The sequence below is a fragment of the Cupriavidus pauculus genome, from assembly GCF_008693385.1.
Classification (GTDB): Bacteria; Pseudomonadota; Gammaproteobacteria; order Burkholderiales; family Burkholderiaceae; genus Cupriavidus; species Cupriavidus pauculus_D.
This window is the reverse complement of record NZ_CP044067.1, coordinates 1,997,657-2,022,500: the sequence shown is the minus strand read 5'-3', so window position 1 is coordinate 2,022,500 and position 24,844 is coordinate 1,997,657. Positions and strand designations below refer to the sequence as shown.

At 66.9% G+C, this 24,844-nt stretch carries 22 protein-coding genes and 1 pseudogene (1 of these 23 only partly in view); 13 read left to right on the top strand and 10 right to left on the bottom strand.

All coding sequences use genetic code 11. From position 1 onward, the window contains the following. The 6 genes from FOB72_RS27310 to FOB72_RS27285 form a co-directional block, all read left to right on the top strand. Nucleotides 1-566, top strand: partial view of a hypothetical protein gene (locus FOB72_RS27310; RefSeq protein WP_150376098.1) — the 3' portion only. 256 nt of this gene lie to the left of the window's left edge; only the last 566 of its 822 coding nucleotides appear in the window; its start codon lies off the left edge, out of view; its stop codon occupies nt 564-566. Between the two features lie 318 nt (nt 567-884). After that, nucleotides 885-1,520 carry a response regulator transcription factor gene (locus tag FOB72_RS27305; protein WP_150376096.1) on the top strand — a complete coding sequence of 212 codons (636 nt, stop codon included), beginning with the start codon at nt 885-887 and terminating at the stop codon, nt 1,518-1,520. Between the two features lie 10 nt (nt 1,521-1,530). Continuing rightward, complete coding sequence (locus FOB72_RS27300) at nt 1,531-1,923, top strand: Hpt domain-containing protein (protein ID WP_150376094.1); 393 nt, start codon at nt 1,531-1,533, stop codon at nt 1,921-1,923. Nucleotides 1,924-2,029: 106 nt separating this feature from the next. Next, nucleotides 2,030-3,007 (top strand): DedA family protein/thiosulfate sulfurtransferase GlpE, encoded by a 978-nt coding sequence (locus tag FOB72_RS27295; RefSeq protein WP_150376092.1) that lies wholly within the window; start codon nt 2,030-2,032, stop codon nt 3,005-3,007. 120 nt (nt 3,008-3,127) lie between these two features. Next, complete coding sequence (locus FOB72_RS27290) at nt 3,128-4,147, top strand: LLM class flavin-dependent oxidoreductase (protein WP_150376090.1); 1,020 nt, start codon at nt 3,128-3,130, stop codon at nt 4,145-4,147. A gap of 39 nt (nt 4,148-4,186) precedes the next feature. Beyond that, nucleotides 4,187-4,936 carry a lipoyl protein ligase domain-containing protein gene (locus tag FOB72_RS27285; protein WP_150376088.1) on the top strand — a complete coding sequence of 250 codons (750 nt, stop codon included), beginning with the start codon at nt 4,187-4,189 and terminating at the stop codon, nt 4,934-4,936. 4 nt (nt 4,937-4,940) lie between these two features. Here the strand turns inward: FOB72_RS27285 and FOB72_RS27280 are convergent, their stop codons facing one another. Continuing rightward, the gene (locus tag FOB72_RS27280) at nt 4,941-5,690 is read right to left on the bottom strand and encodes a DUF3047 domain-containing protein (RefSeq protein WP_150376086.1); all 750 of its coding nucleotides are present in this window, start codon (nt 5,688-5,690) and stop codon (nt 4,941-4,943) included. Between the two features lie 180 nt (nt 5,691-5,870). Here FOB72_RS27280 and fusA point away from each other — a divergent pair, with 180 nt between their 5' ends. Together fusA and FOB72_RS27270 are read left to right on the top strand one after the other, a co-directional pair. Then, the gene (gene fusA, locus FOB72_RS27275) at nt 5,871-7,976 is read left to right on the top strand and encodes an elongation factor G (protein ID WP_150376084.1); all 2,106 of its coding nucleotides are present in this window, start codon (nt 5,871-5,873) and stop codon (nt 7,974-7,976) included. A gap of 70 nt (nt 7,977-8,046) precedes the next feature. Beyond that, nucleotides 8,047-8,298, top strand: a complete 252-nt coding sequence (locus FOB72_RS27270) for a GlsB/YeaQ/YmgE family stress response membrane protein (RefSeq protein WP_150376082.1) — start codon at nt 8,047-8,049, stop codon at nt 8,296-8,298. Between the two features lie 9 nt (nt 8,299-8,307). Here the strand turns inward: FOB72_RS27270 and FOB72_RS27265 are convergent, their stop codons facing one another. The 3 genes from FOB72_RS27265 to argG form a co-directional block, all read right to left on the bottom strand. Continuing rightward, nucleotides 8,308-11,364 carry a transglycosylase domain-containing protein gene (locus tag FOB72_RS27265; protein ID WP_150376080.1) on the bottom strand — a complete coding sequence of 1,019 codons (3,057 nt, stop codon included), beginning with the start codon at nt 11,362-11,364 and terminating at the stop codon, nt 8,308-8,310. Between the two features lie 399 nt (nt 11,365-11,763). Continuing rightward, nucleotides 11,764-12,774 carry an aldo/keto reductase gene (locus tag FOB72_RS27260; protein WP_150376078.1) on the bottom strand — a complete coding sequence of 337 codons (1,011 nt, stop codon included), beginning with the start codon at nt 12,772-12,774 and terminating at the stop codon, nt 11,764-11,766. Nucleotides 12,775-12,875: 101 nt separating this feature from the next. After that, nucleotides 12,876-14,201 carry an argininosuccinate synthase gene (gene argG / locus FOB72_RS27255; protein WP_150376076.1) on the bottom strand — a complete coding sequence of 442 codons (1,326 nt, stop codon included), beginning with the start codon at nt 14,199-14,201 and terminating at the stop codon, nt 12,876-12,878. A gap of 250 nt (nt 14,202-14,451) precedes the next feature. Here argG and FOB72_RS27250 point away from each other — a divergent pair, with 250 nt between their 5' ends. The 3 genes from FOB72_RS27250 (at nt 14,452) to FOB72_RS27240 (ending at nt 15,769) form a co-directional block, all read left to right on the top strand. Beyond that, a complete protein-coding gene (locus FOB72_RS27250) occupies nt 14,452-14,886 on the top strand; it encodes a VOC family protein (protein WP_150376074.1) in 435 nt (144 codons plus the stop codon). A 65-nt stretch (nt 14,887-14,951) separates the two neighbouring features. Continuing rightward, a complete protein-coding gene (locus FOB72_RS27245; RefSeq protein WP_150376072.1) occupies nt 14,952-15,161 on the top strand; it encodes a SlyX family protein in 210 nt (69 codons plus the stop codon). Nucleotides 15,162-15,211: 50 nt separating this feature from the next. Next, entirely contained in the window at nt 15,212-15,769 is a 558-nt protein-coding gene (locus FOB72_RS27240; protein ID WP_150376070.1) for a DUF1439 domain-containing protein, read from the top strand. Here the strand turns inward: FOB72_RS27240 and FOB72_RS27235 are convergent. The 3 genes from FOB72_RS27235 to FOB72_RS27225 all read right to left on the bottom strand — a co-directional run bounded on the left by FOB72_RS27235 (nt 15,756) and on the right by FOB72_RS27225 (nt 18,242). Then, nucleotides 15,756-16,622: a DMT family transporter gene (locus tag FOB72_RS27235; protein ID WP_191002439.1), complete on the bottom strand. Its 867-nt coding sequence runs from the start codon at nt 16,620-16,622 to the stop codon at nt 15,756-15,758. The two genes, FOB72_RS27240 and FOB72_RS27235, sit on opposite strands and share 14 nt — an antisense overlap. Before the next feature lie 604 nt (nt 16,623-17,226). Further along, nucleotides 17,227-18,099 carry an NAD-dependent protein deacetylase gene (locus FOB72_RS27230; RefSeq protein WP_411859852.1) on the bottom strand — a complete coding sequence of 291 codons (873 nt, stop codon included), beginning with the start codon at nt 18,097-18,099 and terminating at the stop codon, nt 17,227-17,229. Further along, nucleotides 18,054-18,242 carry an oxidoreductase-like domain-containing protein gene (locus FOB72_RS27225; RefSeq protein WP_411859851.1) on the bottom strand — a complete coding sequence of 63 codons (189 nt, stop codon included), beginning with the start codon at nt 18,240-18,242 and terminating at the stop codon, nt 18,054-18,056. The genes FOB72_RS27230 and FOB72_RS27225 overlap by 46 nt, the downstream gene beginning before the upstream one ends. A gap of 165 nt (nt 18,243-18,407) precedes the next feature. Between FOB72_RS27225 and FOB72_RS27220 the strand changes: the two genes are divergently transcribed. Together FOB72_RS27220 and FOB72_RS27215 are read left to right on the top strand one after the other, a co-directional pair. Next, complete coding sequence (locus tag FOB72_RS27220) at nt 18,408-20,639, top strand: patatin-like phospholipase family protein (RefSeq protein ID WP_150376064.1); 2,232 nt, start codon at nt 18,408-18,410, stop codon at nt 20,637-20,639. 231 nt (nt 20,640-20,870) lie between these two features. Next, the gene (locus FOB72_RS27215) at nt 20,871-21,719 is read left to right on the top strand and encodes an IclR family transcriptional regulator C-terminal domain-containing protein (RefSeq protein WP_150376062.1); all 849 of its coding nucleotides are present in this window, start codon (nt 20,871-20,873) and stop codon (nt 21,717-21,719) included. Nucleotides 21,720-21,734: 15 nt separating this feature from the next. On the opposite strand, the gene FOB72_RS27210 is transcribed toward FOB72_RS27215, so the two are convergent. The 3 genes and pseudogenes from FOB72_RS27210 to FOB72_RS27200 form a co-directional block, all read right to left on the bottom strand. After that, nucleotides 21,735-22,487 (bottom strand): flagellar brake protein, encoded by a 753-nt coding sequence (locus tag FOB72_RS27210; protein WP_411859884.1) that lies wholly within the window; start codon nt 22,485-22,487, stop codon nt 21,735-21,737. A gap of 267 nt (nt 22,488-22,754) precedes the next feature. Beyond that, nucleotides 22,755-23,270 carry a methylated-DNA--[protein]-cysteine S-methyltransferase gene (locus FOB72_RS27205; RefSeq protein WP_150377463.1) on the bottom strand — a complete coding sequence of 172 codons (516 nt, stop codon included), beginning with the start codon at nt 23,268-23,270 and terminating at the stop codon, nt 22,755-22,757. Nucleotides 23,271-23,281: 11 nt separating this feature from the next. Continuing rightward, a pseudogene (locus FOB72_RS27200) lies at nt 23,282-24,780 on the bottom strand (DNA-3-methyladenine glycosylase 2 family protein). Nucleotides 24,781-24,844: the final 64 nt, after the last annotated feature.

Below are 24,844 nucleotides of genomic sequence, written 5' to 3'. Positions count from 1 at the left end.
AGCGACGGGTGGAACTGGGTGGGCGCCTCGTGCGCCCGAACCTGATTCGCATGCTCGACCATTTCCGGGTACCCGAACTCATCGGCTTGCCCCATGCGGCCGCGCTGTGGAACGAAGGCTTCGAGCGCATCCAGCCGATGGCCCTGCTGCCGTTCGTCACCACGCGGCGCGGCCTCGTGTTCGACGGGCCGTTCGACGAGTTGCTCGACGTGCCGATGTTGCGCGCCACGTTCGAGGAGCAGTTTCTTGCGCGCGCCGGCGACATCGGGCCGCGCGCCCTGTACGTCGCGCTCGGCCGCACGGCCTGGGCCGCACTGCGGCATGCCGCCAGCAATGGCGTGCTGCATCGCGATCAACTGCTCGGGATGATGCCGGTGCCGGCCAAGGCGGGAAGCATGGTGCGCTACTTCCTGCGCGAAATTGCCGAGCGCGATCTGTCGCCGAACGATCCGGTGCGGCATCGCATCGCCTGGCTCGATGCCGCGCATGCGGAAATGGAGGCGGGTGTGCGGCGCCTGCGCGAAGCCGCGGCGGCCAATATCCAGCCCAAACGCCTGATCGCCTGACCTTCTTCGCCAAAATGTGCGGCAATCCCCACCTAAGTGGGGAGAAAGGAAGGGCTCGCGTGACGATAACTCTTCTTGAGGAATCTGACCTCCTCGCATTCCCGATTGGCGGCCCTCCGTTGTGCGCGGTGGGCCGCGATTTTTTTCCGCGTCTTGCGGAAAATTCGCGGTACCAATGCAGAATCCCCACTGGTCCGCTCGCTGCACCCCTTCCCTATACTTCGTGACCATGCGTGACAGCGCGACTTGTCAACATCTTCGGCGTGACAGCCGTCGGGATGCAGTCGTGGCACGATGCTCGAAACGAGGCAGCGAAGCATGACAACGATACTCATCGTCGATGACCATCCACCGGTACGGCTTGCACTGCGCGTGCAGCTGTCGGCATTGGTCGGGCTGGAGAACGTACTGGAAGCGGACAACGGCCAGACGGCGCTGGAGACCGTGCGTGCGCACAAACCCGATCTGGTCGTGCTCGATCTGGACCTGCCCCGCATCGGCGGCCTCGACGTGGCCATGCGCCTGCGCACGACGCAGCCCGACGTTCGCATCCTGGTCATATCGGCGCAGGACCCGAGGCTGTTCGCCGCGCGGGCCTGGTATGCGGGCGCACAGGGATTCTGCAGCAAGACCGAGGACATGACGGGCTTCATGCGCTGCGTGGAGACGGTGCTGACCGGCTACACCGTGTTTCCGTCGGGCGGCCGGCATCCGGTACCGCTGCATGGCGACCTGCTGCCCGTCGAGGAGGATCCCGCACTGAGCCGGCTGTCCGACAAGGAGGTCACGGTGCTGCAGATGCTCGCGCGCGGCATGTCGAACAAGACGATCGCCACGTCCCTGTTCATCAGCAACAAGACCGTCAGCAGCTACAAGACGCGCATCATGGCCAAGCTCCACGTGGAGTCGCTCGTGGACCTCGTGGACTTCGCGCGAGAGCGCGGCCTGGTGTGAGCGGCACGCGATGACGGGCAGGATTGGCGCGAACGATATCGGGCCGGCGCTGGGGGGCATCACGCGCGGCGACGGGGCGCTCTTCCGCGAACTGGTCGATCGGCTGCTCCAGGCCATGGCCGAGGACCTGGCGGGGCTTTCGCGCGCCGTGAACGCCGGGGACTGGCGGGCCGCTGCCTCGCACGTCCATCGCATCAAGGGCAGCGGCGGCCTGACGCGGTATCCGGCCATGGTGGCCGCGGCGGAGGATCTCGAGCAGGCGCTCGGGCGCGCCAGACCCGTCGCCATCCGCCGCCGCATGCCGCGGTTCCTCGAAGCCGCTGGCGCACTCGACGCCGAACTGCGCAGGCTGGCCATCGGGACGGACGCGGGCGACGCGGCATCGAAATCCAGCATCTTTTAACAGCCCGTTTAACGAATCTGAACGCATTATTCACAGGGCATGCGTGCAAGAGACAGATCGGACTGGCACACTGTCGGTCTGTACTGGTTACCGAGGGGTGATTGCCGTGGGCGATTTGCAAGGCCTGCTCGACGGACATGGGGTGACGCTGGTTTTCCTGAGCGTGCTCGCCGAACAGGCGGGACTGCCGGTGCCCGCGTATCCGATGCTGTTCGTCGCCGGCGCGCTATCGATGCAGGTCGATGGACCATCCATCGGCGTGGTGCTGCTCGCCGTCGTGGCCGCCTGCCTGATTGCCGATACCGCCTGGTATTTCGCGGGCCGCCGCCTCGGCCAGCCGATGCTGCGCACGATCTGCCGCGTGTCGATCTCTCCGGATAGCTGCATCCGTCAGACACAGTCGCTGTATCTGCGCGTGGGACCGCGTTCCCTCGTGTTCGCGAAGCTGCTGCCCGGCGCCGGCGCGCTGTCCACGGCAATGGCGGGCATGACCAACACGCCGCTTCACACCTTTTTGTTCTACGACGCGCTCGGCGCGCTGGTATGGGCCGGTGGCGCCCTGCTGGCTGGCGTGGTCTTCAGCGATTTCGTCGATACGATCCTCGAGGCGTTCAGCACCTACGGTCCTATCGCGCTGGCCATGGTAGTCGGGGCGTTCGGCCTGTTTATCGCCTGGCGATTCTGGCAGCGTTTTCGCCTGCTGCGCCGCGCGGGCCGCGTGCCCCGCATGACGGTGATGGATCTGGAAACCCGCCGCGCGAGCGGCACGCTGCCGCTCGTGGTCGATGTGCGCGCCTATGGCGCCTCGCCGATCGAGCGCATTCCAGGCGCGCTGGTCATGGATCTCAAGGCTTCGCTGGATATCCTCGGCGACTACCCGGTATCGGACGACATCGTCATCTACTGTGCCTGTCCGCATGAATATTCCGCCGCGGTGCTGGCCGAACGGCTGCGCGTGGCTGGCTACAAGAACACCTGGGCGCTGGCCGGGGGCTTCGACGAATGGAAGCGTCTGCAGGAGGCGATCGCCGCGCAGCGCCAGGCCAAGGACGACAAGCAGCCACAACCCGCGGCCCAGCAGTAACGCGGTCACCATACGGCCTACAGGGTCTCTCGGGTCGCCAGCACGATCGCGCATCGGTGATTACCATAGCCCGTCTGTAGTCACCGATTCCCGCGACACGCATCGCGCGCCCCCCCCAAAATGACCCCCTACTCCCTGCTCGACCTTTCACCGATCGTGGAAGGCAGCGATGCGGGCCAGGCCATGCGCAACTCGCTGGACCTCGCCCAACACGCGGAACGCCTTGGTTATCGCCGCTTCTGGCTAGCCGAACATCACAACATGCCCGGTATCGCGAGCGCGGCCACGTCGGTGCTTATCGGCTACGTAGCCAATGGCACATCGACGATCCGCGTGGGCTCGGGCGGCATCATGCTGCCCAACCATTCGCCGCTGGTGATCGCCGAGCAGTTCGGCACGCTCGCCTCGCTGTATCCGGGCCGCATCGACCTCGGCCTGGGACGCGCGCCGGGCAGCGACCAGGCCACGGCCCGCGCGCTGCGCCGGCAGTTGAGTCACGACAGCGCCGATACGTTCCCGCAGGACGTCGAGGAACTGCAGGCCTTCTTCGACGACGTGCGCCCCGGCCAGCGGGTGCGCGCGGTGCCTGGCGCCGGGCTCAAGGTGCCGCTGTGGCTGCTCGGCTCCAGTCTGTTCAGCGCGCAGCTGTCCGCCGCGATGGGCTTGCCGTTCGCGTTCGCCTCCCACTTCGCGCCGGGCTTCATGCGGCAGGCCGTGGATCTGTATCGCCGTACGTTCCGGCCTTCGGAGCAGCTCGACCGCCCGCACGTGATGCTGGGGTTGAATGTGTTCGCGGCCGACACCGACGAGGAAGGCCAGCGGCTGTTCAGTTCGCTGCAGCAGCAGTTCCTTGCACTGATCCGGGGCACGCCGGGGCAGCTGAAGCCGCCCGTCGACGACATCACGCGACTGTGGGATGCGAGCGAGGCCGACCATATCCGCCGGTCGCTCGCGTGCTCGGCCGTGGGCAGTGCCGACACTGTGCGGCAGGCCATGCAGCGCTTTGTCGATGATCTGCAGCCCGACGAACTCATGCTGACCGGCATGATCTACGACCATGCCGCGCGGTTGAAGTCGTTCGAGATGGCGGCCGACATTGCGCGGTCGCTGCAATCGCCATCGCGCCCCAGCCTCGACTGAGCGCGTCCGCGGGTCGGCTTCTGAGCGAGAATGCAAGGCATGCCCTTTACCTTCGCGATACCCGATCCGCTGGAAGCCGACCCGCTGCAGGGCGAACTCGCGTTGCTCGACGCGGCCGCGCGCGGTCCGGTGGCGCAGCTCTGGGAAGCACCGCTCGCGCTCGTGATTCCGCGCAGCTATCTGCGCGCCCCTGGCGTCGAGGCGGCCCGCGAGGCCTTCGCCGGTCAGGGATGTCCGGTCTGGCTGCGCATGTCTGGCGGCGGACTGGTGCCGCAGGGCCCGGGCATCCTCAATATCAGCCTGGCCTACATGTTGCCGCGCGGCGCCGCCAGCTGGATGGAGCCCGTGTACATCCAGCTATGCGAGGTGCTGGGCGACGGCCTGCGCGCGGTGGGTGTGGACACGCACTGGCAGGCCGTCGAGGGTTCGTTTTGTGACGGCCGCTACAACCTGGCCTGGGGGCCGATGGACGCAGCCCGCAAGATTGCCGGGACCGCGCAGTACTGGCGGCGCGCGCCCGCGGCGATCCAGTCGGCGGACGGCCAGCGGCATCTGGTGCTTGCCCATGCGGTGCTGCTCGTGACCGCCGATCCCGTCGAGATCAATGCGCGGGCCAATGCGTTCGAGGACGCGATTGGCAGCGGCCGGCACTACGATCCGGCCAAGGTGGTCAGTGTGCGCGAGGCCCTCGGCGCCGCCGCGGACGGCCTCGACGACCGCACGCTGGTCGCGCGCGTGGCGGACGCCCTGCGCGACAGCATCGCGCGCAGCACGCCGCCCGGGCACTGAACCCCTAGTTTGCCTTGAAGGCGATATCGCCGTACCACGCTCGCGTGGTGGCGCCGGTATTGTCGGTATCCGTCAGGATGCCGTAGCCCGTCAGCTTGCCGGGCTTCTCGTGGAAGACCTTTTCGAAGTCGCTGACGACGTTGCGACGCAGCTTGAGCCATTTCCCGGCATCGCCCGGCGCGCCCGAGACGGCGATCATCTGCACGCGGCCGGTGTGCGGGTTCGGAATGACGGTCCCCGGCGGGGCGCTCGCGGTCCAGATATACATCAGCGTGGCATAGGGCAGCTTTTCGCCGCCGATGCTGGCGGCGAGCTGCTCGGCGCGCTCGCCGATGGACAGCTTGTCCGCCTGGCCGTCGAAGAAGAACACTAGCCGGGCCGGGGCATCCTCGCGGTCGCTGACGCTGTTGTCCGCGTTCGGGATCGGCGACGCCTTCCAGCGCCAGGTCACCACCGGCGTCCGGGACAGATCGATGTCCCCCTCGTGCAGCAGCCCCGAGGCCGCCGCCTTCGCGTCCGCCTGGAGCACCGTCTTGCCCTGGTCGGCCACCAGGCTGTACTGGGTCAGCGTCTTGCCGCGTACGACCGGCATGTTCTGCCAGCCGGCCGGCAACGCGCCGCCGGGTTGCGCGGCCGAAAACATGACGCCCGGCGCTGCGGCTGCCTGCGCCCAGGCGCCACCGGCCGCCCAGAATCCCGCCAGGCCGGCGCCGGCGGCCATCGTCGAAACAAGAAAATCCCTGCGACTACCCATGGCATCCGCCTTTCATCTTGTCTTCAATGAAATCACCACGACATTGTAGGGACCCGGCACCGCAACCGCCGTAGGGCGGCGTCCGACAAGGCCGTCCGAGGCGGCCGGCCCGCCGCGCGCGAAAGTCGCGCGTTGGTGCTACGCTAACGGCCCGTGGTGCCCTATCCAGGAGAATTCACCGTGCCCCGCAAGACCCCCATCGAACGCTACCGCAACATCGGTATCAGTGCGCACATCGACGCCGGCAAGACGACGACGACCGAGCGTATCCTGTTCTACACCGGCGTCAACCACAAGCTGGGCGAGGTTCATGACGGTGCGGCGACCATGGACTGGATGGAGCAGGAGCAGGAACGCGGCATCACGATCACGTCCGCCGCGACCACCGCCTTCTGGAAGGGCATGGCCGGCAACTACCCCGAGCACCGCATCAACATCATCGATACGCCGGGACACGTCGACTTCACGATCGAGGTGGAACGCTCGATGCGCGTGCTCGATGGCGCCTGCATGGTGTACGACGCCGTGGGCGGCGTACAGCCGCAGTCGGAAACCGTCTGGCGCCAGGCCAACAAGTACAAGGTGCCGCGCATCGCGTTCGTGAACAAGATGGACCGCGTGGGCGCCGACTTCTTCCGCGTGCAGACGCAGATCGTCGATCGGCTCAAAGGCAATGCCGTGCCGATCCAGATTCCCGTGGGCGCCGAGGACGGCTTCCAGGGCGTGGTCGACCTCGTCAAGATGAAGGCGGTGGTCTGGGACGACGCTTCACAGGGCGTGCGCTTTGAATACCGCGACATTCCGGCCGAGCTCGTGGCGACGGCCGGGGAATGGCGCGAGAAGATGATCGAGGCGGCGGCGGAAGCCAACGAGGATCTGCTCAACGCCTACCTGGGCGGCGAAACGCTGACCGAAGACCAGATCAAGGCCGGTCTGCGCCAGCGTACGATCGCGGGCGAGATCGTGCCGATGCTATGCGGCAGCGCCTTCAAGAACAAGGGCGTGCAGACGATGCTCGACGCCGTGATCGACTACCTGCCGTCGCCTGCCGACGTGCCTGCCATTCTCGGTCACACCGAGGACGACAAGGAAGCCGAGCGCCATCCGAGCGACGACGAACCGTTCTCGGCGCTGGCGTTCAAGATCATGACGGACCCGTTCGTGGGCCAGCTGATCTTCTTCCGCGTCTATTCGGGCGTGGTGGAATCCGGCGATACCGTCTACAACGCGGTGAAGGAGAAGCGCGAACGGCTCGGGCGTATCCTGCAGATGCATGCGAACGTGCGCAACGAGATCAAGGAAGTGCGCGCGGGCGATATCGCCGCGGCCGTGGGCCTCAAGGAAGCGACCACGGGCGACACCCTCTGCGACCCGAACCACGTCATCATCCTCGAGCGCATGAGCTTCCCCGAGCCCGTGATCTCGCAGGCCGTGGAGCCGAAGACCAAGGCCGACCAGGAGAAGATGGGCATCGCGCTCAACCGCCTGGCGCAGGAAGATCCGTCGTTCCGCGTGGCGACGGACGAGGAATCGGGCCAGACCATCATCTCGGGCATGGGCGAGCTGCACCTCGAAATCCTCGTGGATCGCATGCGGCGCGAGTTCAATGTCGAGGCCACGGTCGGCAAGCCGCAGGTGGCGTATCGCGAAACGATCCGCAACGCGGCCAAGGACGTCGAGGGCAAGTTCGTCAAGCAGTCCGGCGGTCGTGGCCAGTACGGCCACGTCGTGCTGAACCTCGAGCCGCTGCAGCAGGGCGGCGGGTACGAGTTCGTCGATGCGATCAAGGGCGGCGTGGTGCCGCGCGAGTTCATCCCGGCCGTGGACAAGGGCATTCGGGAGACGCTGAACACCGGTGTGCTGGCCGGCTATCCGGTCGTCGACGTCAAGGCGACGCTGGTGTTCGGTTCGTACCACGACGTGGACTCGAACGAGAACGCGTTCCGCATGGCCGGGTCGATGGCGTTCAAGGAAGGCATGCGCCGCGCCAAGCCCGTGCTGCTGGAGCCGATGATGGCGGTCGAAGTGGAGACGCCGGAAGAGTTCACGGGTAACGTGATGGGCGATCTGTCTTCGCGGCGCGGTATCGTGCACGGCATGGAGGACATTGCCGGCGGTGGCGGCAAGATCGTGCGCGCGGAGGTGCCGCTCGCGACGATGTTCGGCTACTCGACCTCGCTGCGCTCGCTCACGCAGGGCCGTGCGACGTTCACGATGGAGTTCAAGCACTATGCCGAGGCCCCGGCGAACGTTGCCGAGGCGGTGATCAATTCGCGAAAGACCTGAGGTGTAGGCCCCCCTGCTTCTCTCCCTCTCCCCGAGGGAGAGAGGCGTCATCCGTTACAGGAGTCGCATCATGATGGCATTTCTCGGTACGGTGTTCGTGGGACTGGTCGTCGGCTTGATCGCGCGCGCGATCAAGCCTGGGGATGACAAGATGGGCTGGATCATGACGATCCTGCTCGGCGTGCTCGGTTCGATCGTGGCGGGTTATGTCGGACGCGCCGCTGGCTGGTATCTGCCCGGCGAGCCGGCCGGATGGATTGCGTCGGTGGTGGGCGCGATCGTGCTGCTGTTTCTCTACGACCTCGTCCGGCGCAAACGCTGACGCAACGTTTCAGTTCCGGCAGCGCAGGAGGGTCGCGTCGCTGCCGGGCGTCGCCATCGCGGTGACCTGCGGCGCGAGCGTGCGCAACACCCGGACCGCCAGCGCGCTCGTGAACGCATAGCGCACCGCGTACGGTTCCCGTACGTGAATGGTCACCGTCCCAAAATACCGATCTCCCAGCAGGAATACGAACGTCGCCGAACGATTGACGATGCGCGAGGAAATCACGCGTCCGCCCGGACCGTAGGTCTGAAAGCGCTGGTCGCCCGTCCCCGTCTTGCCTGCGATGGGGAGCGGCATGGCGGGCGGCTGTCCCACCTTGGCCGACGGCACGAACGCCCCGCGGATGGAACGCGCGGTACCGTTCTCGACCACATCGAGCATCGACCGGCGCACGATGGTGGCAATCTCCGGCGCGATCAGCGGCTTGCCCTGTCCCGGCTGCAGCGAATAGTAGGTCGCGTACGGCGTCTCCGCGGCGAAGTCGAGGCGCTGCACCGCGGCCGGCTGCGCGTCGATGCCGCCGTTGAGGATGATGCCCGCGAGCTCCGCCAGCGCGGCCGGGCGATCGCCCGACGCACCGATCGACGTCGCATAGGACGGCGTGAGCGTATCGAACGGATAACCGAGCCGCTGCCAGCGCCTGGCGATGCGATGGAACGCGTCGCGCTCGAGCAGCGTGCGGATACGGGCGTCCTGCCCGAGCTTGCTGCGCGTCTTGAACAGCCATGCGTACACTTCCTGCCGCTGCGAGGCGCTGGCCTCCAGGATCTCCGCAATCGTCGCGTCGGGATGATTGCCGAGATACTCGACCATCCAGAGTTCGAGCGGATGGATGCGCGACAGATAGCCGCGATCGTTGAGGTTGAACTTGTCCTTGCCGTACTTGGCGAACAGCGCCTCCAGTTCCTCGTCGGTGAGCTTGTGCGCCTTGGGCATGCGCGCCTGCACGGTCCGCGCGAACGTGTCGTAGTCGGTGTTCGGCCGCGCGCTCAGCAGCGTGACCGAGAGCCGCACCGCCGTGAGGCGCGGCGTGGGCATCTTCACGCGGTCGAGCAATACCTTGAGCCGTTCGTCGGATGTCTTGCCGCGGTAGCGCTGGTAGAACGCGGTCATGTACGCGCTGCCTTCCTGATCGGCAAAACGCTCGAGCCATACGCGCCGCCCCGGCGAGCTTCGGTCTTCGAGCAGCGTGCCGGCGTCGGGGTGGGTCTGGTAGAGCTCGTAGCGCACGATGTCGCGCATCATGCGAATGAACACGAGGTTGACCGAGAACTGGAAGCCCACGCGCACGGTCATCTGGCGCTCGCCTTCCCAGCGCTCGAAGTTCGTGAATGTCTGCATGCCGCCGCCGGTGTAGAACGACTCTCCCGCGTTACCGGAGTACTTGCGATCCATGGCCGCCTCGAGCATGGCGTCGAGCGAGCGCTCCTGTGGCGTGCGGGCCTTGATCAGGTAATCGACGGCCCAGCGCGTGAGCGCATCCTGCCGCGGCACCTGCAGCGCGGTCAGGGTTTCGCGGCTGGCGTCGGCGTAGCGCGCATGCAGATCTCCGATGACCTCCAGGTACGTCACGAGCGTGCGCAGCTTGGCCGTGGAACCGAGGTTGAGCCGCGCGCCGCTGTTGATGTCGAACGGCTGGTCTACGTTGTCGGCCTGCACACGCACGAGGCTCGTGTTACCCACGCGCTCGAACAGGGTGAAACTCGCCACGAGCCGCGATGGGTCGTCGTTGTCGCGCAGCATGTTCTTGCCATACAGGCCCATCGCGCGTGCATCGGACGGATTGCGCATGCGCACCAGCGTATCCGTGACGATGCGCTGCGCTTCGCGATTGATGCTGCTATCGACGGTCAGATCCAGCCGGTCGAGGTCGTAGCGGCTGGCAATGCCCGTCAGATGCGAGATATCGTTGCGCACCTGGTTGACGGCCTTGCGCGTGATCCATGGTGCCGGGTCGGGGCGTTCCGGCGGCGCGGCCTTGTCCAGCGACGCGGCGATCGCCGCGTCCCGCAACGCGGGCGTGATGATGCCCGCCGCGGCCAGCAGGCGCAGGTAGCTGGCGGTGAGCGCGTCGAGGTTGGTATCGTCGCGGCGCAGATGGAACGACGGGCGGCGCTGCGAGATGATCAGCGACAGCGCGCGTTTGTAGGCCTGCGCCTGCCGCGGCGTGGGGTCGCGCGGATTCATCTGACGCAGCAGCGCATTGACGGTGTTGAAATCCTCGCCGTACCAGACCCACAGGCCGTCGCCCATGCCGCTGACTTCGCCATGGCCCGCGCGCGCGGACAAGGGCACGGTGTTCAGGTAATCGGTAACGATGCGCTCGCGCGCGCGCTGCGTATCGGGGCCGTCCAGATAGGCCCGCAGCGAGGCCGATGCCATCTGCCGGAATTTATCGGGCACCGATTGCGTCTTGCCTTCGGGCGAGTGGCGGTACTTCTCGATCTGCGTGGCGAGCGTGCTGCCGCCCGGCGATTGATGCGAGCTGTTCGCAAGACGGATGCCGCGATCGAGCACCGCGCGCGATAACCGGCGCCAGTCCACGGCGGGGTTCATCATCGGATACTCGGGATGCAGCAGGTTCTGGTTTTCGACGTACAGCAGCGCATCGACAAGGACGCGCGGGATCGCTTCGAAGTCGTCGTATTGCCGTTGCGGATAGCGCTCCAGGGCGAGCGTCAGTGCATTGCAGTCGCGGATGACGAGGCCGGCCTGGTTCTTCTCCCGATACGCGGGGAAGATGCCTTCGTCCATGAGCCGCACCATGTCGGGCGACATGCGGGCCTGCGCAATCGGCACATAGCCGCGCGCTTCGAGGCGCTCGCCGAACTCGGGCAGCCGCTCGTAGCCGAGACGTTCGTCGTAGGGTCCGGAATGGGGAAACCGTATGCTGTCGCTGCGGCCGGGCTGGACTTCAAATGTCAACGACTTGCCGAGGCGGCCAAGGTAGCGCGCCTGCCATTGCGACGTGCGAACCTCGTTCGCGACGATGCTTACGACGATGTAGGCACCGCCACACAAGGCCACCGCCACGCCCGCGAGAATCCAGCCACGTCGTGACACGTTTCGGCATCCGGTTGCGCCGATGCCAGCCGTTTCGGCCGGCATACCGGCTCATATCCCCAGGCAGAACGCGCTTCATCCGAAGCGCGCTGTCTGTTTCTGATATTACTCGGATCGGCGCGGAAACGTAGCGGGGATGTGCCCTGAGGCACGAATTCAAACAGATGGCTGCGGAAGCGCAACACCGAGAACGCACAGGGCAGCGAGCGCGTCACTCGGTCGCTTTTTTTCCGGCCGAGCGTTCGGGGGCCGAGAAGCAAGCAAGACTAGGAACGCGCGCCCGCCGTGTACGAATAGTACACAAGGGTGCGCGTGACGACGTATTGCGCCGCTTATCGGCCGCCGAACTACACAAGGGTGCGCGTGACGACGTGTTGCGCCGCTTATCGGCCGACGAACCTATCGGCCGACGAACGGATAGCTGGGATCGTTGTAGCCGTGTGTCGAGGCGTGGCCCCTCGGCACGAGCGCATCGACCATCGCCTCTTCCTCCGCCGAGATCGCCGCACCCACTGCACCAAAATAGTCCTCGAACTGCGCGAGCGTGCGCGGGCCGGCGATGACCGAGCTCACGAACGCGTTCGCGAGCACCCACGCGGTGGCGAACTGTCCCGCGTTCAGCCCGCGTGCTTCCGCGTGAGCCTTCAGCGTTTGCGCGATCACCAGCGATTCCTCGCGGAACTCGGTTTCCATCATGCGCTTGTCGGCGCGGCCCGCGCGCGAGTTGGCGTCTGGCTGCTGGCCCGGCAGGTACTTGCCCGTCAGCACCCCGCGCGCGATGGGGCTGTACGGCACCACGCCCAATCCGAAGTGGTTGCACGCCGGCAGGATTTCCACTTCGGGCATGCGGTTCAGCAGGTTGTAATACGGCTGACACGCAACCGGCCGGGGCACGCCAAGCTTGTCGCACAGGCCCGCGACCTCGGCGATGCGCCAGCCACGAAAGTTCGACACGGCCCAGTAGCGGATCTTGCCCGCGCGGATCAGGTCGCCCATCGCGCGCACCGGCTCCTCGAGGTTCTCGCCGATGAAATCGCGATGCAGGTACAGGATATCCACATAGTCGGTCGCGAGCCGGCGCAGGCTCGCGTCGATCTCGTTCATGATCCACGTACGCGAGTAGTGCGACTGGTTCGGCGCGCTGCCCATCTGGTTACCGAGCTTCGTCGCGAGAATCCAGTCGGTCCGGTTACCGGCGAGCAGACGCCCGACCATTTCTTCGGAGGCACCCTTGGTGTAGACGTCGGCGGTATCGATGAAATTGACGCCATGATCGCGCGCGCTCGCGACGATCCGGCCCGCTTCGGCCTCGTCGGTCTGGTCCCCGAACATCATGGTGCCCAGGCACAGCGTGGATACCTTGAGATTGCTGGCGCCGAGGCGGCGATACTGCATCGTGAAGTCTGGCATGGCGTGGAGTCTCGCGTTGGTAGGCAACGCGTCATTGTGCCAAAAGAAAAACGCCGCGGCGACGGATGTCGCGGCGGCGTCTTTCGGGGCGGCGGGAAGCGTCAGTCTTCCAGCTTCGGCAGTGCCGGGCTCACGCTCGAGGACAGCAGGCCCGTCTTGGCGTAGGTCTGCAGCTTTTCGCGCGTGTCCACGATGTCGAGCGTGCGCATCGTCAGCTGACCGATACGGTCCAGCGGCGTGAACATCGACTCGCCCTTCTCCATCGTCAGGCGTTCCGGCTTGTAGGTCAGATTCGGCGACGTGGTGTTCAGGATCGAGTAATCGTTGCCGCGGCGCAGTTCGATGGTCACTTCGCCGGTCACGGCACCCGCCACCCAGCGCTGGGCGGTTTCGCGCAGCATGATGGCCTGCGGGTCGAACCAGCGGCCCTGATACAGCAGGCGGCCCAGACGGCGGCCGTTGTCGCGGTACTGCTCGATGGTGTCTTCGTTGTGGATGCCCGTGATCAGGCGCTCGTAGGCGATGAACAGCAGCGCGAGGCCCGGGGCTTCGTAGATGCCGCGGCTCTTGGCCTCGATGATCCGGTTCTCGATCTGGTCGCTCATGCCCAGGCCATGGCGGCCGCCGATGCGGTTGGCTTCCATGAACAGATCGACGCTGTTGGCGAACGTCTTGCCGTTCAGGGCCACGGGCTGGCCTTGCTCGAAGCGCACCGTCACTTCCTCGCGCTTCACTTCCACATCGTCGCGCCAGAACTGCACGCCCATGATCGGCTGCACGATGCGGATGCCGGAGTCCAGATGCTCGAGGTCCTTCGCCTCGTGCGTGGCACCCAGCATGTTCGAATCGGTCGAGTACGCCTTTTCCGCCGACATCTTGTAGTCATGGCCGTTCTGGCGCATGAACTCGGACATCTCGGCGCGGCCGCCCAGTTCGTCGATGAACTGCTGGTCGAGCCACGGCTTGTAGATCTGCAGGCCCGGGTTGGTCAGCAGGCCGTAGCGGTAGAAACGCTCGATGTCGTTGCCCTTGAACGTGCTGCCGTCACCCCAGATGTTGACGCCGTCGTCCTTCATCGCCGCCACGAGCATCGTGCCGGTGACCGCGCGGCCGATGGGGGTGGTGTTGAAATACGTGATGCCGGCCGTCGAGATATGGAACGCGCCGCATTGCAGCGCGGCGATGCCCTCGGCCACCAGTTGCGAGCGGCAGTCCACGAGGCGCGCTTCCTCGGCGCCGTATGCCTTGGCGCGGCGGGGAATGTCGTCGTAGTCCGGCTCGTCGGGCTGGCCGAGGTTGGCGGTGTAGGCGTAGGGAATCGCGCCCTTCTGGCGCATCCAAAGGAGGGCCGCGCTGGTGTCGAGGCCGCCCGAGAAAGCGATACCGACGCGCTGGCCGGAGGGAATGTGCTGCAGGATGGTAGTCATCGCCAGAATCCAGATAAAAAAGGAGCGCCATCAAGGCGGCGCCGTCGTGGAGCGCCGCGCTGATGCGCCGCCGGGTTCACACGGGGCGCGGGCGTCGCTCGACGTCTTGCAAACCGTGAATTGTGACATGCCCGCGCGCCCACGCCAAACATCTGCCGCCGTGACGATGTGGACGTTCCCGATTTTCTTTGCTAGGCTCTTGTGGACGGCGTACACAATTATGGCATGCCGCACCGACAAGGAGATGACGATGGCGCAGATCCAGCCCTACCTGTTCTTCGAGGGTCGCACCGAGGAGGCGATCGAGTTCTACAAGGACGCGCTTGGCGCGCGCGTGGAAATGATGATGCGGTTCCGCGACAACCCGGAACCGCCGTCCGGCGAGGGCGGCTGCGTGCAGAAGCCCGGCAGCGAGGACAAGGTCATGCATGCCGCGTTCTGGGTCGGCGACTCGCTGATCATGGCGTCCGACGGCAATAATGCGGGCAAGGCCGAATTCAAGGGAATTTCCCTGTCGTATTCGGTCTATGACAAGGAGAGCTGCGAAAAGGCGTTCCAGGCGCTATCCGCGGGCGGTCAGGTCGTGATGGCCCCGGCCAAGACGTTCTTCAGCGAATTGTTCGCGATGGTGACCGACCGGTTCGGCGTCACGTGGATGATCCTCGTCGTGCCGAAGATGCCCTGAGGCGACACGTGCGATCGCTCCGCGCTGGCCGTGGCTTACAATGCGCGGCCAACCGGAGAGATGCCATGGAATCCCGCCTGATCGACCTCGAAATCAAGGTCGCCTTTCAGGAAGACCTGATCGAGACCCTGAACCTGACCGTGGCGCGCCAGCAGCAGCAGCTGGATCTGCTGCAGGAGCAGTTTCGCGCGCTGTATCACCAGATGCGCGCCAACGCGGGCGCCGGCACGGCCGCGGAGTCCAACCCGCAGCACGAGATTCCGCCGCATTATTGAGACTGCATCATCGAGACCGCATCCCTGAGACGGTAACACCGAGGGCACCTATGCTTCGCATGCTTCGCGCATCGCTGCTGGCCGCAGGCGTCGCAACGCTCTGTGGCGCGGCACAAGCCGGATACAACATCTGGACCGGCGAATACACGTTCTCCAAGGCCGAACTGCAGACCGCGGTCGACAAGCGCTTTCCGGCCTCGCTGCGCTATGGCGAACTGGTCAGCGTCAAGCTGTCCCATCCGCGCCTGACGCTCGACGGCGAGACCAATCGCGTGACCACGCTCGTCGATGCCGCGCTCACCAATACGATATTGCCCTCGCCGCCCGTCAACGGCTCGCTCGCGGTCAACAGCGGCATCCGCTATGACGCCACGCAGCGCGCGGTACTGCTCGACAATCCGACCGTCGAGCAGGTGCAGGTCCAGGGCATGCCGCAGTACAACGAGCAGTTGAAGGCGATCGGTGCGGTGGTCGCGCAGCAACTGCTCAAGGACTATCCGCTCTACACGTTCAAACCCGACGAGCTCAAGGTGAACGGCACCGAGATCGAACCGGGCGCCATCACCGTGGCGCCCGACGGCATTCGCGTGCAGGTCAAGCAGAAGTAGTACGGCCGGCCGCGCCCGTGCGGAACACGAGCATGAGCCCCGCGAGCACGCCGGCCATGCCAGCCAGCGACGCCAGCGACAGCCGGTTACCGAGCCAGAGGTAATCGAGCAGCGCCGTGCCCGGCGGCACCAGATAGAACAGGCTCGTCACATTGACGAGATTGCCGGCCGCGATCAGGCGGTAGAACAGCAGCGTGGCAATCACCGAGATCACGAGGCCCATATAGACGAGCGGCACGAGAAAACCCGTGGTGACCTCGAACGTGAACGGCTGAAACGGCACGCATACCAGGCATGCGGCAAAGCCGACCGCGTACTGCAGCGGCAGCACGTCGGCGGGCGCCTGCGCGATGCGCTTCTGCAGGATCGCGCCGGACGTCATGCACAGCAGCGCGGCGCCGGCGCACAGCAGCCCGATCCACGAGAAGCGCGCGAGCGCGATGCTGTGCGCGACGATCAGGACCAGCCCACCTAGCGCGAGCGCCAGACCGGCCAGCCGGCTCGGCGATACGCGTCGCTCCACCCAGAGCAGCGTGAGAATCGGCTGCACGCCGAGCAGCGTGGCCAGCACGCCCGGCGTAATGCCGTGCTCGAGCGCGAGCAGGTACGTGATGGTGTAGCCGCCGATCAGCAGCAACCCCGTCGTGGCCACGCGCACACGCGTGCCGCGCGCGGGCAGCAGGCGCCGGCGCACGAGGCCGATGACGACCAGCACGCTCAAGGCCAGCGCGAAGCGGAACGTGAGAAACGCGAAAGGGGAAGCATGCGCGAGGCCAAGGCGGCTGAAGATCGCGCCCGCACTCCAGAGCAGTACGAATAGCGCGGTGGCGCCATGCGAGGCGAAGGCGGCCATCGTGGCCGAACGAGAATCGGCCGCGTCGTGCAAGTGGGTCGCGTGTACATCGGTCGCCGAAGTGCTCGTGCTCGAGCCCGCGGCGACATTTCTGTCGAAAGTCATATTGTGTCCTGTCGAGAACCGAATAGCCTCCGGCACGCGGTGCGATCACTCGCACGCGTCAGGCATTCGATGCGGAAAGCCGGAGGAGTAGGCTGCGGCGGCGGTCAGCCGCGCGGCGGTGCTGTCGGCGGCGAAAGCGGCGGCGAAAGCGGCGGGGACAGCGGGGGCGAGAGGGGCGGCGAGAGAGGCGGCGACAGCGACGGGCTTACGCCAGCCACCACGGCCACCACGGCCACTACGCCCACTACGCCCACGACAGGACGAACGACACCACGACGTGCGTCACGCGTGCGCGCCCGCGGCTGCGCCCGACCGGAGACCGGACGGACAACGACGCGAGCGGAGGCGAGGGACGGCGACATGTGGGGACCCGATTACTGGGGACGCGATTACTGGGGACGCGATTACTGGGGACGCGATAACTGGGGACGCGATAACTGGTGACGCAATCATTGGTTGAAGTGCGACGCGCCGATACTACGCCCGCCGCCGCCGCCCGTCAACGCGCGGGGATGTCGATATGCAACTGCGCGGCGAGCGTCGCGAGCGCAAGGCCGATCGGCGCTTCCACCTTGAGCGACAGCAACGGATCCGCGCGCGTGACGCCGAGGTTCAGCGCCGCGATGGGCTTGCCGGCCTCGTGCGCCCACAGCGCGAACCGATAGCCCGAGCGCACGGTCAGCGATGACCCGATGACGAGCATCGCATCGGCGCGATCGAGCCCGTCCCGCGCGCGATCGACGCGGTCGAGCGGCACCGACTCGCCGAAGAACACGACGTCCGGCTTCAGCATGCCTTCGCAACGCTCGCAGGTGGGCACGCGAAATTCGGCGAACAGCGGGGTTTCGAGTTCGACGTCGCCATCGGCCAGCGGACTCGCGATGACGTCGCGGAGGGCGGCGTTCTGGTCCCATAGCCATTGCTGCACGCCCGCGCGCTCGTACCACGTGCCACAGGACAGGCACACCACGCCGCGCAGGCTGCCGTGCAACTCCACGACGTCGGGACTGCCCGCACGCTGGTGCAGGCCGTCCACGTTCTGGGTCACGAGCGCCGATACCCGCTCCCGCGCGCCGAGAGCGGCCACCACGTGATGGCTGACGTTGGGCGTGGCATTGGCCGCGATGGGCCAGCCGAGCATGCTGCGGGCCCAGTACCGCTGGCGCGCCGCATGGGAGCCGACAAACGCCTGCAGCGTCGTGGGGGGCGAGCGCTGCCACTGGCCCCGTTCGTCGCGGTAACCGGGAATGCCGGAGTCCGTGCTGATGCCCGCGCCGGTCAGCACGAACAGCCGCGGATGCCGCAGCACGAAGTCGAGCAGATCGCTCACGCGCCGGCCTTGTGCTCGCGGGTGGCCTGGCGGGCCTCCCACGCCTTCAGTTCCTGCCGGTAGCGGTCCATCTCGTCGGCGTAGAAATCGAATACGCACGGGTCGCAGCCGCTCCCGCAGCACTCGTTGTCGCCCGGACGCTCGGGCGGCATCGGGCGCGGATCTTCTTCGGAATTCTGTGACACGGAAAAATCTTCGTTTGCAGACACCGCGTCAGTATATTCCTGCGCCGATATGCACGCTTCCGGCGTCCATGCTGAATTGTTTCGACGGGGCCGCTCCGCCGCGTCCAACCGCGCGCCGCGCTGCTAGCCTTGTCCGGGACTTTTCCGTTACCGGGCGAGCCCTTTATGCGCGCATCCACCGTCTGGACACTGCTGGCGACATTGTGGCTACCCTGGGTCGCCGCGACGGGCGCCGCTGCCGCGGACGGCACCCCGCAGGAAGCGCGGCGCGCGCTTGACCGCCCGCGCGTGTGCCTCGTCCTGTCCGGCGGTGGCGCCAGAGGTGCGGCGCATATCGGCGTGCTCAGGGTGCTCGAGGCCATGCGTGTGCCGGTGGACTGCATCGCGGGGACGAGCATGGGTTCGCTCGTGGGCGGCGCCTATGCGGCGGGGATGAGCGTACCCGCCATGGAAACGCTCGTGGCCAGCATCTCCACCGAGGCGCTGTTCAAGGAGCGGCCGCCGCGCCAGGACCTCGCGGTGCGCCGCAAGCTCGACGACCAGACCAACCTGTTCACGCCCGAGATCGGCGTGCGCGCCGATGGCCTGCTGCTGCCCAAGGGCGCGGTGTCGGGCGTGCAGCTGGAAACGGTGCTGCGCAAGCTCTCCAACGTGCCCGGCTATCGCGATTTCGACCAGTTGCCGATTCCCTACCGCGCGGTGGCCACCGATCTCGTCACGGGGAGCGCGGTGGTGTTCCGCGAGGGCGAACTCGCCAACGTCATGCGCGCGAGCATGTCGGTGCCGGGCGCCGTGGCGCCGACCGAGTACCAGGGCAAGCTGCTCGTCGATGGCGGCCTGACCGACAACCTTCCCGTGGATGTGGCGCGCGCCATGGGCGCCGACATCGTCATCGCGGTCAACCTTGGCACGCCGCTGATGAAGCGCGAGAGCCTGACGTCGCTGCTGGGCGTCACGAGCCAGATGCTGAATATCCTGACGGAGCAGAACGTGCGCGCGTCGCTGGCGTCGCTGCGGCCCACGGACATCCTGATCGCGCCCGAGCTCGGCGGCTTCTCGGCGGGGGACTTCGATCATCTGACCAAGACCATTCCGATCGGCGAAGCGGCCGCGCAGAAGGTGGCCGACCGGCTGGCCGCGCTCTCGCTCCCGCCCGATGCGTACGCGCAGCTGCGCGCGTCGCAGCAGGCCTTGCCACCGCCGGACCTGCGTCCCGTCGACGAGATCCGCCTGGCGCCGCTGGAGCGCGTGAGCCCGGACTTCGTGTACGCGACAATGGAGACGAAGCCGCAGGCGCCGATCAGCCAGGACGCGCTCGATCGCGATGTGCGGCGGCTGTTCGGGACGGGCGACTTCGAGCACATCAACTACCGGTTTCTCGAGGAACCCGGCAAGCGCATTCTCTCGGTCGATGCGATCGAGAAATCGTACGGGCCCAACTATCTGCGCTTCGGGCTGGGCTTGAGCTCCGACTTTCGCGGCGACGCGTACTTCAACGTGCTGGCCAGCTACCGGCGCACATGGCTGAACCAGCTCGGCGCCGAGTGGCGCACGGACGTGCAGCTGGGGCAGACATCGAGCCTTACCAGCGAGTTCTACCAGCCGCTCGACACCCGGCAGCTGTTCTTCGTTGCGCCGCGCATCGAGCTCCAGCGGCGCACGATCAATATCTTCAGCGGCGACACGCGGATTGCCGCCTACGATGTGCGCCGCATCGACGCCGCGCTCGACGTGGGCAGCCAGTTCACGAAATACGGCGAGGCACGGCTGGGCATGCTGATCGGCCACGAGAATGCATCGCTGAGCACGGGGCCGGGCACGCTCGATCCCGGGTCGGGTGGCATCGACCGGCGCGCGGTCACGGGCCGGGTGCTCGTGGACCAGCTCGACAGCATCAACTTTCCGCGCGACGGCTACGGGGCCACGCTCAACATCTATGGATCGCAGGCGGGCCTGGGCGCCACCGCGACCTATACCAAGGCCGAGCTGACGGGCACGTACGTCGAATCGTTCGGTCCGCATACGTTCAATCTCGGGTTCCGGTTCGGCGGCAACGTCGGACCGCCGCTGCCGCGCTACGACCTGTTCCAGTGGGGCGGTTTTCTTCAGCAGTCTGGGTTCAGCACGGGGCAGCTGCTGGGGGGCAATATCCAGTTCGGGCGGCTCGTCTACTACAACAAGCTGTTCCGGCAGACGTTGCTCGAAGGCGTCTACGCGGGCGTGTCGCTCGAGGCCGGGCGGGTCGGCTCGCCGCTCGTACCGGGCAGTCCGACCGGGTTGCTGAAATCGGCGGCGATGTTTCTGGGGCTCGACAGCCCGGTCGGGCCGCTTTATCTCGGCTATGGGCGCGCAAGTGGCGGGCAGTATGCCTACTACCTGTTCCTGGGCAAGCCGTAGTGGCGAACAGACGACCCCCACCGAAGTTGTATGTAATGTCTCTGTGAGGCTCTCTATACTTGGACCTGTCGCCGAGACCCCCGTCTTGAACGACGTCCTTCCCAAGGTCGCCGCCTGCATGGTCATCCATGCGCACCAGCGGCGACATTTTTTTTTGCTCCGAAGGGGCGAAGGCGTTTCGCGAGACGTTAAGATGCGCGATTATCGAACGCTCCAGGCCACGCATTTCCCATGGACGCCCCCAATCCGATTCGCCTCCAGACCGCGCATGCCGACACCGTGCGCGCCGCCCGTCCCCCTTCGGACCTGCTGACCGGCTTTGCCGGCGATCCGAACTTCATGCTGTCGCTTGCGCGCGGCCTGACGGTGCTGGAGGCGTTCTCCGAACGCAAGCGGCCGCTGACGATCTCGCAGGTCGCCCAGCGGACCCAGCTATCCCGCGCCTCGGTGCGCCGGTGTCTCTATACGCTCGAGCAACTCGGCTACGTGAGTCAGCAGGACGGCCATTTCGCGCTGCGCCCGCGGGTGCTCCACCTTGGCCATGCCTACTTCTCCTCGACGTCCCTGGTCTCCGCCGCCCAGCCGATTCTGGACACGCTGAGCACGCGCATCCACGAAACGTCGGCGCTGGCGATCCTCGATGGCACCGACATCCTGTATCTGGTGCGGTCCGAGGTGCAGCGCGTGCTCACGCATTCGCTGGGGATGGGGAGCCGCCTCCCGGCCTACTGCACGTCGATTGGCCGGCTGCTGCTGGCCTATCAGCCGGAGGCCGTGCTCGAGGCGTTCTTCGAGCACGCGGAACTGCGGCCGCGCACGCTGCAGACCAAGGTGTCCCGGACCGAGCTCGAGGCCGCCTTCACGCGCGCGCGCGAGGTGGACTACGTGCTGATCGACGAGGAACTGGAACCGGGCCTGCGCGCGATCGCGGTGCCGGTGCGCGCGCTGTCCGGCACCGTGGTGGCTGCCGTCAGTGTGAGCGTCAAGGCGACGCGTGTATCGGAAGCGGAAATGATCGCGCGCCTGCTGACGCCGATGCGCGAAGCGGCGGCGGCCATCGGCAAGCTGATCGCCAGCTGACGGCCGCGCCCCGGGTCAGCCGCGGGCGGCCAGTTCGAGCGCGAATACCAGGCGCTGGAGGAAGTTTTCCATGCGGCCGTCCGGATTCAGGAACGCGCAGCCGTAGTGGTGGACGGTGTTGTCATCGTAACCCACCATCCAGTGGCCGACGACCTGCATGTCCAGTTCCAGCCGGCCGAGTTCGCCGAAGTCGAGCAGGCAGCGCTTGGCCGTGGTACCCACGGGCAGCTGCTCGGCGCCCACCGCGCGCGACCGCAGGCCCACGCCGGACAGCGAGAGATCGGCGATATCCATCTGCAGCACGCGCGTCTCCGCGCCGTCCTCGATGCGGATCTCGCAGCGATACCCCTTGGTCAGCAGCGTACGCGCGCGGAAATGGCGGCGGCGCTGGAAGTGGTAGAGCTTTTCCGGGAAGTCGGCGATAAAGGCCGGGCCGCCCTCGAAGCGGGTCGCGCCCGGTGTGCCGACGAGGAAGTTCACGGGCACGCCGCGCAGCAGGCCCGAAAACGCGTTCTGGTCCGACGCCATCAGTGCCTGGCGCTCGCCATCGGCGCGGCACCAGTCGAAGATAAAGGTGCGCTGGGCCGGATCGACGTGAAGAATCGACGTCACGATCTCCGAGCCGCTGCGCGAACGCACGCTGAGCAGGCATTTCTGCCACGCCAGATCGCGCAGCACCGTGCCGATCTGCGAGACATGTGTCAGGCGGTAGCGTTCGTCCGAGCGCGACGTCTCTTGTTCTTGGTCTTCGTCTTCCCCCTGCGACATCTGGGAAAGGGGTTGTGCCGGGTCGGACCCGCGGGAATCTCGGAGGCTCATGGCATTACGCTACGGGAAATACGCTACGTCTGTGTGGGAATTGCGCCGCGAAAGAGCAGGGTGGCGACCAACGCGGCATGGTACGCGTGGCGGACGGCGCGGCGCAAGCGCTTGCCTTGGCCTTCGGCAAAATGTTGCATAACTTGAGGCACAGACTAACGTGGGGTAGCGACTCGCGCACAACGCCGGGTGACAAGCGCAGTGTACGCCCCGCCCTCAAACGCCCGGAATCCCGGGCACGCCCTCCAGCCCGAGCAGCGCCCGCTTGCGGTCCACGCCGCCGGCATAGCCGGTCAGCGCGCCGCTGACGCCCAGCACGCGATGGCACGGCACGACGACGGACAGCGGATTGCGGCCGACCGCGCCGCCCACGGCGCGCGCGTGCGACGCGGGCAGGCCGAGCGACGCGGCCAGCTCCCCGTACGAGACCGTGCCCCCGAACGCGATATCGCGCAACGCCTGCCAGACCTGGCGCTGGAACGCGCTGCCGGCGAACCGCACGGGGACCGAGAAGGCGTGCAGCGCGCCGGCAAAGTATCCGTCCAGCTCCTCGGCGGTCTGGGCAAGGACGCGGGCGTCGGCTGCCGGGGCGCCACCGGCCCGGACCGCGGCGGCGTCGATATCAGGCGGGAAATACTTCTGCCCCGCAAAGAACAGCCCGGTGAGCGCGCCGTCGGCGGCGCGCAGCACGATATCGCCGAGCGGGCTCTCGACGATGCGGTAGGCGGTCATGGAAGCGGTCGTCATGCTGGTTCCCCGGCGGTGTCGTTGTCGGTTACCGGCTGCAGCTTGCGCTGCTCGTACCGGAACCACAGATGAACGGCGGCATAGGCGCGCCATGGTGCCCACTGGGCGGTGCGCGCGTTGACCTCGCGCGTGGTCTCCACACCCAGCGCCTTGCGCAGCGCGTAATCGGTGGCAGGAAAGGCATCGGGCCAGCCCAGCGCCCGCATGGCGATGTACTGCGCCGTCCAGTCGCCGATGCCTGGCAGCGCGCGCAGCGCGGCGACGGTTTCCCCGGGCGGGGCCTGCGGGTCCAGGCGCAGCGCCCGGGCGTCGATCTGCCCGGCCAGCGCGCGGATGGCGCGCATCTTTCCGGTCGGCACCCCGGCTTCCCGATAGGCGTCGTCGGACAACGCGGCCAGCGCGGCCGCCGTGGGGAACACGTGGGTCAGGGTCGGCAGCGCGGCCTCCGCGGACAACGGCGTGCCGGCGATGGCCACGAGCCGCGCGAGAATCCGCCGCGCATGCACGACGGAGATCAGCTGGCCCACGATCGCGCGCACCGCGATCTCCAGCCCGTCGAACGTGCCGGGCAGGCGGATACCGGGCACCCCGCCACGCTGCGCGTCGGCGAGTTCTCCGAGATGGCGGTCCACCACATCGGGGCGGCAGCCGAGGTCGCACAGCCGCCGGACCTTGCCCAGCGCCTGTGGAATCGCGTGCGCCAGCGAGGCGGACAGCGTGACGCGCAGCACCAGCCGGCGCGGCACGTGCTCGATGCGCACCCAGCCGAGGTGCAGGCGCCCGCCGCTCTCGATCGCCATGGTGCGCTGGTAGGCATCGGCATGCAGTTGCTCGATACCCTCGACCGCGCGCGTGCCCAGAAAGCCCATGAGCACGTGCCATGCATAGGGGGGCCGATAGCCGAGCTCGAATACGAGGCGATCCGCCATGCCGTCGGCCGCGCGCTTGCGCATGGCAAGCGGGGTGAGGCCGTAGCGCGTCTTCAGGACATCGTTGAAGCGGCGCACGCTGCCGAATCCGGCCGCATGGGCGACTTCGGTCACGGGCATGGCGGTATCGGTGAGGAGCCGCTTGGCCAGCAGCAACCGCTGGGTCTGCGCGTATTCGAGCACCGAGACGCCGAACTCGGCATCGAACAGGCGCCGCAGATGGCGCTCGGTCACGCCGATGCGCGCGGCCAGCTGGGCCACGCCGCCGTCGGCCATGAAGCCGTCGTCGATCAGCGTGGCGGCGGCCTGCGCGAGGCGGCCCGAGATATCGGCCAGCCCGTGGCCGGGCGCGAGCTCCGGCCGGCAGCGCAGGCACGGGCGATAGCCATGTTTCTCGGCCGCCGCCGCGGTCTCGTAGAACGAGCAGACTCGCGCCGGGGCGTGCGGACGGCGCAGACCGGCCGGCAATAGACGCCGGTGGACGACACGCCGACGAAGAAACGCCCGTCGAAGCGCCGGTCATGCGACGCAACGGCGCGGTAACAGGTATCGGGATCAAGTTTCATGCGGCGATCGTAGCGCGCGGAGTGCGATGAAATGCGCTGGAATCGGACATTCTCCTCCATTCGG

Coding starts and splice junctions, on each gene's coding strand:
- FOB72_RS27305 (WP_150376096.1), top strand. CDS start 885: ATGACAACGATACTCATCGTCGATGACCATCCACCGGTACGGCTTGCA.
- FOB72_RS27245 (WP_150376072.1), top strand. CDS start 14,952: ATGGAATCCCGCCTGATCGACCTCGAAATCAAGGTCGCCTTTCAGGAA.
- FOB72_RS27290 (WP_150376090.1), top strand. CDS start 3,128: ATGACCCCCTACTCCCTGCTCGACCTTTCACCGATCGTGGAAGGCAGC.
- FOB72_RS27260 (WP_150376078.1), bottom strand. CDS start 12,774: ATGCCAGACTTCACGATGCAGTATCGCCGCCTCGGCGCCAGCAATCTC.
- FOB72_RS27240 (WP_150376070.1), top strand. CDS start 15,212: ATGCTTCGCATGCTTCGCGCATCGCTGCTGGCCGCAGGCGTCGCAACG.
- FOB72_RS27280 (WP_150376086.1), bottom strand. CDS start 5,690: ATGGGTAGTCGCAGGGATTTTCTTGTTTCGACGATGGCCGCCGGCGCC.
- FOB72_RS27300 (WP_150376094.1), top strand. CDS start 1,531: ATGACGGGCAGGATTGGCGCGAACGATATCGGGCCGGCGCTGGGGGGC.
- FOB72_RS27285 (WP_150376088.1), top strand. CDS start 4,187: ATGCCCTTTACCTTCGCGATACCCGATCCGCTGGAAGCCGACCCGCTG.
- FOB72_RS27270 (WP_150376082.1), top strand. CDS start 8,047: ATGATGGCATTTCTCGGTACGGTGTTCGTGGGACTGGTCGTCGGCTTG.
- FOB72_RS27220 (WP_150376064.1), top strand. CDS start 18,408: ATGCGCGCATCCACCGTCTGGACACTGCTGGCGACATTGTGGCTACCC.
- FOB72_RS27250 (WP_150376074.1), top strand. CDS start 14,452: ATGGCGCAGATCCAGCCCTACCTGTTCTTCGAGGGTCGCACCGAGGAG.
- FOB72_RS27205 (WP_150377463.1), bottom strand. CDS start 23,270: ATGACCGCCTACCGCATCGTCGAGAGCCCGCTCGGCGATATCGTGCTG.
- FOB72_RS27215 (WP_150376062.1), top strand. CDS start 20,871: ATGGACGCCCCCAATCCGATTCGCCTCCAGACCGCGCATGCCGACACC.
- FOB72_RS27235 (WP_191002439.1), bottom strand. CDS start 16,622: ATGGCCGCCTTCGCCTCGCATGGCGCCACCGCGCTATTCGTACTGCTC.
- FOB72_RS27210 (WP_411859884.1), bottom strand. CDS start 22,487: ATGTCGCAGGGGGAAGACGAAGACCAAGAACAAGAGACGTCGCGCTCG.
- argG (WP_150376076.1), bottom strand. CDS start 14,201: ATGACTACCATCCTGCAGCACATTCCCTCCGGCCAGCGCGTCGGTATC.